Origin of the sequence: Chryseobacterium sp. OV279 (assembly GCF_900128945.1) — a bacterium.
Lineage (GTDB): Bacteria > Bacteroidota > Bacteroidia > Flavobacteriales > Weeksellaceae > Chryseobacterium.
The window spans coordinates 1,418,357-1,430,688 of the sequence record NZ_FQUD01000001.1 but is presented as its reverse complement, the minus strand read 5'-3'; the positions used below and the strand labels follow the sequence as shown (position 1 = coordinate 1,430,688).

The 12,332-nt window shown below is 36.3% G+C and carries 14 protein-coding genes; 3 read left to right on the top strand and 11 right to left on the bottom strand.

Annotated elements, in window-relative coordinates; genetic code table 11:
* Positions 1–247: 247 nt before the first annotated feature.
* The 10 genes from BUA72_RS06450 to BUA72_RS06405 all read right to left on the bottom strand — a co-directional run bounded on the left by BUA72_RS06450 (position 248) and on the right by BUA72_RS06405 (position 9,082).
* On the bottom strand, positions 248–952 hold the full coding sequence (locus tag BUA72_RS06450) for a YqjF family protein (RefSeq protein ID WP_072922238.1): 705 nt from the start codon (positions 950–952) through the stop codon (positions 248–250).
* A 168-nt stretch (positions 953–1,120) separates the two neighbouring features.
* Positions 1,121–1,585 (bottom strand): SRPBCC family protein, encoded by a 465-nt coding sequence (locus BUA72_RS06445; RefSeq protein ID WP_072922237.1) that lies wholly within the window; start codon positions 1,583–1,585, stop codon positions 1,121–1,123.
* A 26-nt stretch (positions 1,586–1,611) separates the two neighbouring features.
* Positions 1,612–1,971, bottom strand: a complete 360-nt coding sequence (locus BUA72_RS06440; protein WP_139259549.1) for a hypothetical protein — start codon at positions 1,969–1,971, stop codon at positions 1,612–1,614.
* A gap of 78 nt (positions 1,972–2,049) precedes the next feature.
* Positions 2,050–2,451 carry a hypothetical protein gene (locus BUA72_RS06435; protein WP_034727946.1) on the bottom strand — a complete coding sequence of 134 codons (402 nt, stop codon included), beginning with the start codon at positions 2,449–2,451 and terminating at the stop codon, positions 2,050–2,052.
* Between the two features lie 7 nt (positions 2,452–2,458).
* A complete protein-coding gene (locus BUA72_RS06430; RefSeq protein WP_072922235.1) occupies positions 2,459–2,803 on the bottom strand; it encodes a hypothetical protein in 345 nt (114 codons plus the stop codon).
* Positions 2,804–2,871: 68 nt separating this feature from the next.
* Positions 2,872–3,375 carry a GbsR/MarR family transcriptional regulator gene (locus BUA72_RS06425; RefSeq protein WP_072922234.1) on the bottom strand — a complete coding sequence of 168 codons (504 nt, stop codon included), beginning with the start codon at positions 3,373–3,375 and terminating at the stop codon, positions 2,872–2,874.
* Between the two features lie 140 nt (positions 3,376–3,515).
* A complete protein-coding gene (locus BUA72_RS06420) occupies positions 3,516–4,436 on the bottom strand; it encodes a hypothetical protein (protein ID WP_072922233.1) in 921 nt (306 codons plus the stop codon).
* Entirely contained in the window at positions 4,436–5,869 is a 1,434-nt protein-coding gene (locus BUA72_RS06415; RefSeq protein WP_072922232.1) for an MBOAT family O-acyltransferase, read from the bottom strand. The genes BUA72_RS06420 and BUA72_RS06415 overlap by 1 nt, the downstream gene beginning before the upstream one ends.
* A gap of 404 nt (positions 5,870–6,273) precedes the next feature.
* The gene (locus BUA72_RS06410) at positions 6,274–8,553 is read right to left on the bottom strand and encodes a TonB-dependent receptor plug domain-containing protein (RefSeq protein WP_072922231.1); all 2,280 of its coding nucleotides are present in this window, start codon (positions 8,551–8,553) and stop codon (positions 6,274–6,276) included.
* A 10-nt stretch (positions 8,554–8,563) separates the two neighbouring features.
* Positions 8,564–9,082: an RNA polymerase sigma factor gene (locus BUA72_RS06405; RefSeq protein WP_034727966.1), complete on the bottom strand. Its 519-nt coding sequence runs from the start codon at positions 9,080–9,082 to the stop codon at positions 8,564–8,566.
* Positions 9,083–9,302: 220 nt separating this feature from the next.
* Between BUA72_RS06405 and BUA72_RS06400 the strand changes: the two genes are divergently transcribed.
* The 3 genes from BUA72_RS06400 (at position 9,303) to BUA72_RS24385 (ending at position 11,031) form a co-directional block, all read left to right on the top strand.
* On the top strand, positions 9,303–10,505 hold the full coding sequence (locus BUA72_RS06400) for a C1 family peptidase (RefSeq protein ID WP_047451914.1): 1,203 nt from the start codon (positions 9,303–9,305) through the stop codon (positions 10,503–10,505).
* A 175-nt stretch (positions 10,506–10,680) separates the two neighbouring features.
* Positions 10,681–10,839: a bacteriocin-like protein gene (locus tag BUA72_RS24390; protein ID WP_156122744.1), complete on the top strand. Its 159-nt coding sequence runs from the start codon at positions 10,681–10,683 to the stop codon at positions 10,837–10,839.
* A 30-nt stretch (positions 10,840–10,869) separates the two neighbouring features.
* Positions 10,870–11,031: a bacteriocin-like protein gene (locus BUA72_RS24385; RefSeq protein ID WP_175548859.1), complete on the top strand. Its 162-nt coding sequence runs from the start codon at positions 10,870–10,872 to the stop codon at positions 11,029–11,031.
* Positions 11,032–11,242: 211 nt separating this feature from the next.
* Here BUA72_RS24385 and BUA72_RS06395 read toward each other — a convergent pair whose 3' ends face one another.
* Entirely contained in the window at positions 11,243–12,304 is a 1,062-nt protein-coding gene (locus tag BUA72_RS06395) for an NADH:flavin oxidoreductase (protein WP_072922230.1), read from the bottom strand.
* Positions 12,305–12,332 lie beyond the last annotated feature (28 nt).

The following is a 12,332-nucleotide window of genomic DNA, read 5'->3' as shown; positions in this document are numbered from 1 at the left end:
ACTTCTGATAGGACTGCATCCTATCTTTGGCTAAATCGCCCGGTTGTGCCTGGTTGTCTAGCAGATTTTATGATATACTTTTGATAGGACTGCATCCTATCTTTGGCTAAATCGCCACGTTGTGGCTGGGTTGTCTCGTGCCAATTTCATTTATAATTTCTTCAAATTATATGAACTTTAATGGATTCAGTTTTCAGCTTTAATTAAAACGTGTTTAAAAACTTTTGTCCCTTTTGTGGTGAAAAGATCACATGAGGTATTTCTTTGTTTTCACTTCAATTTCAGACCCTTCTGCCAGCATGACAGAGATTGGTTTCTGCTCATTAAGGAACTGAAATTCTTTCCCGTAGAGGGCATTGAATTCAATATCCAGCTGGTAATCTTTAACCGGATAATGTTCCCATTTCGGGTGGCAGACTTCATATTCAGAAGTTTTATGTTCTCTTTTGGTGAATCCAAAATAATGTTCGGTAATGAATTCAAATTCTGAATCATCTTCCATCGGCAAAGCTTTACTATCAGCCGTTATTTGGATGGAATGCCAGCTTTTATCTTTCCATTCGTATTTTACCGTCAGTTCATCCCCATTCAATCTGATCTCATTATTCATAGGCATTGTTATATAATTTTCCTTATAAAATGAATTGGCTACAAAACTAAGCGCATATTTAGGAACGATCTCTTTAATAAAAACAACACCTCTTTTCCATGTATTTTTTTCTTTCTTTTTAACGTAAAATCTTAGATTAACCTCTTCAAAATTCCGGTAAAACGGAATAGAAAGTCCAAGTAATTTCGTGTTTAAAAACATAAATCCAACCAGACTTACATAGCACTTTCCTTGATAGAAATCCAGCTCAGTTCCTTCAGGGAGATATTTCAATAAAATCTCAGGGTCTATGTCGTAATTGATTATGGCTAGTTTTCGCCATTCGGCTTGCAGGAAGTTCATTTTGTTGTTTTTTTGGTGGGGTTCTGAGTTTGAGAGTTGGAGCGTTTTAGAGTTTTAGAGTTTGGGATGCGTACGGATTTATGGGTTATTGGTTTTGAATGTTTGGATTCGGCAGCCTTTTATTATCACCTTTTAATCTTAGCCTTAACTTCATTGAAAGGTATGAGTTTACTGCGTATTATTAACTGATTCCGCGGTTTTCTTTATGAGTTCGTTTCTTTCTATTAAGAATTTTCTCATATAATCTTTAAGGAAAATATGATTGAAAAACGTTCCGATTATTCCAAAAGGAGATTCGAATTCAAATAGATCAATCATGACTGTATTTCCGTCTCTTTCTTTAAAAATATGCTGATGTTTCATTGTTTTAAATGCCCCTTTAAGCATTACATCTGTGAACTGGACCGCTTTCTCCATACTTATAATTTTTGTTGTCAGTGTCTGATAAACGCCTAAATGTCTGGCCCGCCAGGTCACCGTTTCATTTTCTTCAATAAGTCCGGAAGTTCTTCCTGCTATTGCTTTTTCATTGGTTTTCCCAGTTGATTTTTGATGAAGATCAATATCTCTTGCCAAATCAAAAACTTTATGAATATCTGCTTTGATTGGTGTTTCTAAATAAATTGTAGTCATTCTGTTGTTTTTAGATGTATCTAGGTTTATGGATAAGATTTGTAAACTTTATAATAATCATAGATGTAGATCATGGCCATCACCGGGCTGTAAAATAGAGAAGCAAATAAAACAGGCATCAAAATTTGAGTAATATCATAATCTGCATCAGATGCATAGGTTAAAAGTACAGAAGTCCAAACAGGTATAATCAATATTCCGTAGATGATATAGAAGACTGACTTCTTTATAGGCAGAAACAGTCTGATCAGAAAACTTATCAACTGGGCGCCACCCGTCACATAGTAGAATAAAAGGAAATTATATCCGCCAAAACCTGCCAGGACCATTCCAATCATCAGCATGATCAGCTGAATATAAAAGTCGATTATTACAAATGTTCTCATGATCATTTATTTTAAAAGGTTAAGAAATCTCCCCGGGTTCTTTTATTCTTGGATCTGAAAGTGATATACATCCAGATTTTAAAGATGAGTGTTTTCATTTTCGATGAGTTTTTCTTTGTTCATAGCATGTTTACGGCCTTTCAGAAACAGAAGAAGGTTAAGAAGCATCATCAGTCCCAGATAGATAGAAAAGCCTCCGATCTTTTTACTTAAAGCGACAACCAGTCTTTCTATGGTTTCAATCTGAAAAAATTCAATAATGCATAAAGCAAATCCGATATTCAGGAGATAAAAACCAATCTTAAAGAGGGAATTCGTTGCCATTGCAATGTCTTTTTTCTGATGAAAAATATCAATCATGAATGTTTTTGAGTTTTTGAACAAAAACTGTGACACCAATACGGTAAGAGCGATTACAATAGGAAGATAAATCATGTACGCTGAGAAATTGTACGTTGTGGTTAAAACTGTTGTGGTCATAGCTGTATTATTTTAATGTTAATTTGTTTCTTAAAAAGTAAAGTGTGAAAATGTTCATAAAATGCAGTATACAAAGGATCAAAGCAATATATCCGATACGGATGGCAGTCACCGCAATGACTTCTTCCATAGAGCTAACTTGGTCCCAGAATGCCAGGTTGACCGCTATATATCCCAGATTCAGCAGGTAGTAGCACCCAAGAAGAATCCTGTTGATGGTAAGGCACATCTCACTATCATGAATCAGATACTCCAGATAAATCTTTCCGGCCTGAAAGCACCTCCTTCCGACATCTATGGTGATGTAAGAACTCACCGTAAGAAAAATGATATATGAGACTACATTAAACATCTTGTAAATATTATATTTTCAGTAATTTTTGAAAATTAAATTCAAATAAAAAAGGATAACATCCTCTTCTATTTTAGCAGGTTAGTGATTTTTCCCACCAGCCAGTGATCATCGCTTTTGATCGCCAGATCCATAATATTGTTAATCTTTCCCGTTACAGAGCTGAAATCATCCATCAGCTTTACAAATTCTTTCGCTTCATCGGAATCTTTGTCTTCTATATTCTTTAATTCTTCCAGAAAAGAAATGACAGGTTCTATTTCCCTTTTTCTCCGTTCTTTCGTGATTTGCTTAAACAGATACCAGACATCTTTTTCTGCAACGAAATACTCTTTCCGGTCTCCTTTTACAAATTCCTTTTTTACAATTCCCCAGTCTATCAATGCACGGAGATTCATATTGGCATTTCCCCTTGAAATCTCCAGCTGCTCCATTACCTCATCGGTAGAAAGCGGTTTTCCAGTGGCCAGAAGCAATGCATGAACCTGCGCCATCGTACGGTTAATTCCCCAGTTGGTGGCGAAGGTTCCCCACGTTTGGATGTACTTTTCTTTTGCTTCTGAGAGTTTCATTTTTGCCTGCTTTAATTTCTATAACAAATGTAATTATAATTTTTGAATTTTCAATAATTTTTGAAAACTAATTTTTTTTCGATTTGATAGGATGGTGTCCTCTCCTAGGGTAAATCGTCACTTCGTGACTGAATGTTTTATTATTTGGAGAGTTTATTTTCTACCAGTTTAGTTAGTTTTTCTGCTCCGATATTATTCAGATGATCTCCGTCGTAGAAGTCATTGTTGTTAAAATAAGGACTTTGCACAAAATCAATATGAGAGCATATTTCCGGGTATTTTTTTAATAAATCATCATATACCTTCATGGTACGGGCAAGTTGGGTGGGTTCACAATTCTGGAAATATTTAGAACTGACAGGACTTGAAAGAAAAACAACCTTGATCTGCTTTTCTTTAGCAAAACTTACAATCTTATTCAATGCCTTCTTATTAATTTCAAAATTATTTAAGTGCTTTTCTGAATGAATATCAAATGTATGCAACTTGGCTGCTTTTTCTGCTGTTTCATTGATATCAAACGGTGACGGTGACTGGTATGCAGTGCCAAATCCCAGTTCAGTACTCAATATGCTGTATTTATTTTGACTATAATAATGTTCAATCCTTTTTATCTGATCCTGAATCTTTCCGTTAAAAATCTCGGTATAATTGATCGGGTTATATCCTATACCGAAATGATAGTATAAGTTGTAGTTTTTAATTCTCCATTTATCGTTCGCTGTCTCCAGGGTATAATACATGGAAACATAATCTGCAGGAATCACGATATATTTCAGATTTTTCCAATGGTATTTATCCAGAATCATCTGATCCAGATCAAGTGACTGCGATATATAGGATGCATTATAAGATTGATGTAATGCGTAGTCCGGATTAATTCCAAAGTAAACATGAGAATTTCCCAGATATAGTACCTCTACCCTGTCGGAATTTTTATCTAAATAATCATTTTTGACACTGTACTCATTGGGTATTCTTTCAGCCATATACTCTATTGTAACCAAAAGAGCGACAACCGGAATCATGAAGTAAACGAGATTTTTCAGCAGCTTTTTCATTAGAATTGGAAATAAATAAAAATTTGTTCTTCACCCGAGAAATAAATAATACCACCGATAAGGATATAATAAAATCCCCATCTCACCCATCGGTTATGGTCCAAATGAATCTTTTCAATGGCAAAATTATCTTTTCTTCCAAACCACTCTACCGCCATAAAAAAAAGGATGATTGCCACCAGCCATTTTACTTCTTTCTGCGGGTATTTTAAAAGTGAATAACTGCAGATTCTCCGAATGTATTTCAAGGCATCCATCACACTGTCAGCTCTGAAGAATATCCATGCGAAAACGGTAAGTCCAAACGTAAAGCCCATCATCAGGATTTCTTTTACATTGGGAAATAAGGAGCTTTCAGCAACGACATTTAAATTATTCCTGTTGGTTTTGAAGATGATTGAAGGCATAATAAATAAAGCATTTAGAAATCCCCAAACGATAAATGTCCAATTGGCTCCATGCCAGAAACCGGAGACAAGGAAAATAATGAATGTATTCCTTATTCTCATCCAATTACCTCCACTGCTCCCTCCTAAGGGAATATAAAGATAGTCCCGGAACCATGATGAAAGTGAAATATGCCAGCGTCTCCAAAACTCTGCAATATCACGTGAAAAATAAGGATAATTGAAGTTTTTCAATAAATCAAATCCCAAAAGCCTCGCCGTTCCCAATGCAATGTCTGAATATCCCGAAAAATCCCCATAGATCTGAAATGCAAAAAGAACAGCACCAATAGCCAACGTACTGCCATACAGTTCCTGATGATGACCAAAAATATCATTTACATAAATGGCGCACTGATCAGCAATCACAATTTTTTTAAACAGTCCCCAAAGGATTTGCCGCAATCCGCTTACTGCATTTTCATAGCTAAATCTTCTCTGAACTTTGATCTGGGGTAATAAGTGTGTTGCTCTTTCAATAGGACCGGCTACCAGCAAGGGAAAAAAACTTACAAATAAGCTATAGTCTACAAAATTGCGCTCAGCCTTTATCCTTTTCTTATAAATATCAATCACATATGAAAGACCATGAAAAGTATAAAATGAAATCCCTACAGGAAGTATGATGTTAAGCAACCAGATATTCACTTTGAATCCGAAATTTGACAGAAACTCTGCAAAGCTTTCAATAAAGAAATTGTAATATTTAAAAAAGCCCAGAAATCCTAAATTAATGACAATACTTAAAGTCAGCCAAAACTTGGCTTCCCTATTATTTTTACTATTTTCAATCTTAATTCCTGAAAAATAATCCAATCCGATGGAAAACATCAAAAGAAACAAAAACCGCCAGTCCCAACATGAATAAAAATAAAAGCTTGCAATAAGAAGTAGAATATTTTGCCATCTCAAACTTTTATTTATCATCCAGTAAAGGCAGAATATAACAGGGAAAAACAGGGCAAATGAAAGGGAATTAAATAACATTTATATTTTCAAATTTGTTTCGCAAATATAAAAAAGAAATAATACATATTTATTAACAATATTATTAATTTAATTAAACAAACATTAAATAATATAAAATATTTTATGAAAAATAAAATACTCCATTAAACAATATATTGATGAATTTATTCAATAACAAATAGCCACTTCATTCAATTTTCACGTATAAATGTTTATTTTATCTTATAAAATTGATAGAAATTACGGGTATGTGTATTCATCTTAATACACTTTGTTTTTTTGGTAGAATAAATCGTCACTTTCTGATTGGGTAAAATTTATAAAAACAAAAGAGGCACTGCTTAAAAACAATACCTCTATCTTCTATTTTTATTTAATAACATTCTAATGGAATTTCCGGAGAAATTTCTTTTTCCAATACGTTAATTTTTGATCACTTTAAAGGTTTCCCATTGCTCTCCAGATCTCAATCTTAAGAGATAAATACTCTGTGGATAGGAAGTAATGTCGATTGTGTTTTTACCTTCTTCAAGTTTCTCTTTTCTCATAATGATCTTTCCTGCCAGATCATAAACGAACAGTTCGTCTATGGCATATCTGGATTTGATATTGATGATCCCTTTAGTGGGATTCGGGAAGATCACCGTTTTGGATTCCTGCTGGTTATTAACTTCTGTTTCAAGTTTTTTGTTCAGATGATCATTTGAAATTCCGTCATTGCATTCCGGAAGTGTTGCTCTCTGAAGAATCAATCTTAATAACAATGCATTCAGCTTTTCTACTTCATAGGAATCAATGGTAGGTTTTATATGGTCATTACCAATACCACTGTCGTTGGTTAGAAAAGTATAGGTCCCGTTCGTCAGTAAAGCAAATGTTCTCATCAAATATTCCGTCTGTTTATCAGTATCGCTGGCTGCCAGAGGAATTACAGTAATCCCTTTTTTGGAGGCCAGTTTTATTTTCTCATAAAGTTTACTGATATTCTCCTCTGAATGATGCGGAGGTGCATCAAGAATCAAAAACATGATTTTGGCTGAATTTTCATTGCTCCATTTCAGTTCATCGATAGACACCTGCATGGCTTCCACAACCGCTTCAGGTGTATCTCCACCTCCCCCTGCATTTTGTTTTTTAATGAAACTGACTAGTTCTTCAGCTTTATCCGAAAAGTCAAATTTTCTGGTCACATAATCGTCACCCTGGTCTCTGTAAAAGACGGATCCGTACCGCACCGTTGTATTTTTAAGATTGCTTTCCACCTTTTTTAAGACATCAAGGAGTTCAGACTGCAGATATGAAATTTCGTCTCCCATAGAGCCTGTAGCATCCACTACAAATGCAAGATCCAGATTCCGTTTGGTAACACAGGCTCTGTCCATCATCACCAGATTCTGTCCATTTTTAAAATCTCTGATATTCGTACTGATAATTTGTCCTGAGCCATCAGCTAAATAATATTTTCCGAAAATTGGATTACTGCCTTTCATAGGTTCTATCCACAATTCTGCATTTCCTAAATTATTGGAAACCGCTTCCCAGATGACCTCTTTTTTATCGTTGAGAAGTTTTACTTTTTCTCCTATTACTGGTTTTCTGCCTTTATTGACTAACTGCACGGAAACCCTTCTGTCAGGAAAGAACTTCCATATGTTTTTATATTCGTCAAGCGTAGGAACTGCGATGTCTTTCCAGTACTCCCATTTTGAGAAATCATTGACTTCCCCGGCGGTTAGTAGTCCTGCTTTCGGAAGATCTTTATCTTCTTCTTTAATGACTTCTTCCGTTTTTTTTAAGGCTTCTTCTTTAAGTTTTTCAAGGTCGGATTTTGACAGGCCGCGGGTGGTCACTATAATGACTCCATTGCTGGCTTTACTGCCATATAAAGCCGTAGCTGCCGATCCTTTTAAGACTTTTATTTCCTTAATATTGCTGGGATCCAATGAGTTCAGCACTTTTGATTCTCCGCCAAATACCACTCCATCTACCACGAATAATGCTTTATCGACGCTCATACTTTTAGCCCCTCTTATACGAATTTCTGAATGTTTTCCTGACGAAACAGATATTCCGGCTACTTTACCACTTAAAGAAGCCAGTACCGATGGTCTTCCAGCTCCATTATCTATAGAAGCAACCATCGTGCTTGATGAAGTTACTGAGCTCACCTTTTTTTTCAGCCCCATAGAACCAGTCATCACGACTTCTTCTATCCTTGTTTCTCTTAAAGTATCTCTTTTTCCTTGTCTGGAATATTTATATTCCTCTGGCGGTTCAGGGAGTTCGCAAGAAATGGTTCTTGGCTTGTCTAAACTTATGGGCGCTACGGGTTCATAAGCAAGTACGGGCTGCACAGGTTTTAGTTCTATTTCTTTTTCTATATTGGCTTTTACTGTACTGTCTACTGTCTGGATATTATTCTTTTCAGAACGATTTTCAGTCCTGTTTTCTACGATTACAGGTTTCGGGTTTTCAGTAGTTTTATCTTTACTGATAAAATAAAATGCCCCCAATCCAATGATTAAACTTGCCGCGATTCCATAAGGAAACCACACCGGCAGTACTCTTTTTTTCTCTACTTTTTCATCTAATTTTTCTTCAACTTTTGCCCAGACTTTATCAAAACCCGGAAAAACGGTGGGTTCTTCTGAAAGCTTAGAAGCATCATTGAATTTTTTATCTATGTCGTGATTGTTTTCCATTGCCTAAAATTTAAATGTTCTGATTAACCAAAAGTTCCTGTAGTTTTTTCCTTGCAAAATTGAGCTGGGATTTAGAAGTTCCCTCGCTTATAGAAAGCATGGAAGCAATTTCCTTATGTGGATATCCTTCAATCGCAAACAGGTTGAATATGGCTCTGCAGCCTTCCGGAAGAAAGTTCAGCAGGCTCAGGATATCTTTCTCAAACGAAATGCTTTCGGATAAGGTTCCGGATGTTTCTGCAAAACTGTCATCCATAGAGACGAACTGTGTTTTGGTGGCCCTTAATTTCTGAAGGCATTCATTGACAGCAATTTTTCTGGCCCAACCTTCGAAAGTGTCCACATTCTGGAGTTGGCTGATCTTCGTGAATATTTTGTAGAACGTATCGGCCAATACTTCTTCAATATCTTCATCATTTTTCAGGTAGCGTCTGCAGACTGAGTACAGCTTGCCCGCCATTTTCTCGTAGACCTTCCGCTGTGCACTGCGGCTGTTACGTTGGCATTCTATTAGTAATTCTCTTTCCATAGTCAGGCTTTATACTCTTATAGATGCATCAACTTTGAGACAGGTTGGAAACATTTTAAATATTTTTTTGTAAAAAGGCAAAATAGTGAATAAACTGATACCCAAACAGCTTCGTTTAATTTCTTTTTTTTCAACTTTTTTCACTTTCAAATTTAACTTTTCCCTTTGTAACAAATCTTTAATAGGAACGACTATTCGTATAAATAATCTTTTTATAGTAATGAAAAATACCAAAATTGCCTCATTACTTTTTGTTTTGTCTGCAGGAAGTATGATGTTTGCCCAAGATGACTTGATCAACAAATTAAAGAACAATCAATCACAAAATGCTAATTTTCAGTTCACCGCGTTAAAAGACGTAGGAGCGACTTCAGTAAAAAACCAGGGATCATCCGGAACCTGCTGGAGCTATTCAGGGAATTCTTTCCTTGAATCTGAAATGCAGAGAATGGGTAAAAAACCTGTAGATCTGGCTGAAATTTTCACGGCAAGAAATTCTTACCACGATAAAGCTAAATTATTTGTCCTTAACGGCGGAGCGATCAGCTGGGGTGACGGAGGCGAACTGCACGACGTGATTAATATGTACAAAAAATACGGAGCGGTACCTCAGGATGTGTATACAGGATTAAAATCCGGACAGAGCCTTAATAATTTTAAGGAAATGCAGGGGAAATTAAAAACAGTTCTGGACAGTCTTGTTCAGGCAAGTTCAAAAGGAAAGCTTTCAGATAACTGGATGGATTCCGTAGATTCAATTCTGGATGAATATCTAGGAAAAGTGCCTGCTAATTTTACCTACGAAGGAAAAAATTATACGCCTAAAACATTCGCTAAAGAAGTGGTAGGAATCAATCCTGAAGATTATATAGAAATTTCTTCATACAAAGATTACCCGTACTACCAAAAATTTGTAGTTCCGATTCCTGATAACTGGAGCCATGATTCTGACTGGAATGTTCCAATGAAAGATTTAACAGCAATCATTGACAATGCTGTAAACAAAGGATACTCCGTAGGATGGGCTACAGACGTTTCTGAGCCTTATTTCTCATACAAAAACGGGGTAGCTTATGTTCCTGATGTGGATTTGAATGGGATCACTGCTGAAAACAAGCAAACGCTGTTCACTGAGCCGAAGAAAGATAAAACTATTACCGAAGATATGCGTCAGAAAGCGCTTAACAACCTTTCTACCACGGATGATCACGGTATGCATATCGTAGGATTGGCGAAAGACCAGACCGGAAAAGAATATTATATGGTTAAAAACTCCTGGGGCGTAACCAATGATTTCGAGGGTTATCTTTACGTAACAAGACCTTATGTAGAATACAAATCAACCGCGATCCTTATCCATAAGAATGCGGTTCCAAAAAGTATTCTTAAACAGTTGAAGCCTACTAAAAATATTGGTTTATAATACAAAATCACTGTTACCGTTCACTGCGGTAATTTTAGATATTTAAATCTGTTAAAACCGCGCTCCAAAAATTTTTGGAGCGCGGTTGTTTTTTCTAGTAATCATATTTTTTCATGCAAATATTTCGCTGTGTGGTGAAAATATTTTACTTTTAATATTCAACAAATTATTACGTATGAAAAATTTAAAAAAATTAGCCAAGTCAGAATTGAAGAAAATTAATGGTGGAAATGCACCAGAATGCCCGGAAGGAACAACAGCATGTTATCATCGTCGTAACGGTGATATTCCAAGTTACTGGTCATGTGAGCCAGGGGTAGGATGTCCTAAATAGTACACACGTAAAGAATCAACAAATTAAAGTATGAAAAATCTAAAGAAATTAAAAAAATCAGATTTAAAGGAAATTAATGGCGGAAATGCACCGGAATGTCCGGACGGAACTATTGCGTGCCTTATACCCCCTAAAAATGGATCTCCAGTGCGTTGGAGATGCACTCCTGTTACTGAGGAATGTCCTGATTAACACCAATCAAAACCCGCTTCCAGAAGTTCTGAAAGCGGGTTTCTTTTAAATAAATAGGTGAAAATTAAATATAAATTAAAGAAAATTTGTATTGTTTAAAAGTGAGTGGTCAATGGTCAATTTTGCTACGCAAGTGAATGATACCCCCGCCAATTCTTTTATAAAATTAAAAATTGACAGCGAAGCGAATTCACAATTGACCATTCACCTTTTAATACAGTTTCGCCATGCTTTCCGCTGAAAAGTCTAAAAGCTCTTCTGTATTTCCGGTTTTTATTTTGTGAACCCATTGTGGATCCTGTAAAAGTGCACGTCCTACCGCTACCAGATCAAATTCCTGATTATCCAGTCTTCTGATCAGTTCCGTAAGGTCTGCTTTCTCTGTTCCCTGACCTGCAAAGGCACTCATGAAATCTCCTTTCAATCCTACAGAACCTACCGTGATTGTTGGCTGTCCTGTAATTTTTTTAGCCCAACCTGCAAAATTTAAATCAGAACCTTCAAATTCCGGTTCCCAGAAACGACGCTGTGAACAGTGGAAAATATCTACTCCGGCTTCTTTTAACGGCAATAACCACTCTTCCATTTCCGCTGGATTGGCAGTTAATCTGCTGCTGTAATCCTGCTGCTTCCATTGGGATAGACGAAGAATAATCGTGAAATCCTCTCCTACTGCAGCTCTTATGGCTTTAACCACATCCACTGCGAAACGGTTTCTTTCTTTGATGGTTTTTCCGCCATATTCATCAGTTCTGGTATTGGTTACTTCCCAAAAGAACTGATCGATAAGGTAACCGTGCGCGCCATGAATTTCAAGGCAGTCGAAACCAAGATCTTTTGCAGATTTTGCAGAAGCTGCGAACTGGGCGATCGTATCCTGAATATCTTCTAAAGTCATGGTAGAGGCTTTCTCCATTGGAGCTAACGGATAGTCTTCGGATGATCTGGTATCTCCTACGTGCCAGATCTGAGGTCCCATTTTTCCGCCATGCTGATGAACGGCATTGATCACGTTTTTCCAGCCGGCCAAAGCTTCATTTCCATAGAAGTCCGGGATATTCTGCATATTTTTAGAGGCGGTTCTGTTGATTACGGTTCCTTCAGAAAGAATTAATCCAACATCAGAAGCGGCTCTTCTTGCATAATATTCTGCGATATTTTGAGTAGGAACTCCATTATCAGACTGTGCTCTGGTCATAGGCGCCATTACGATTCTGTTTTTAAGTTCCAGATTTTTGTAAACAAAAGGTTTAAATAATGATTCTGTGCTCATTTTTAAATGGGTATTTTATAATTGTTAC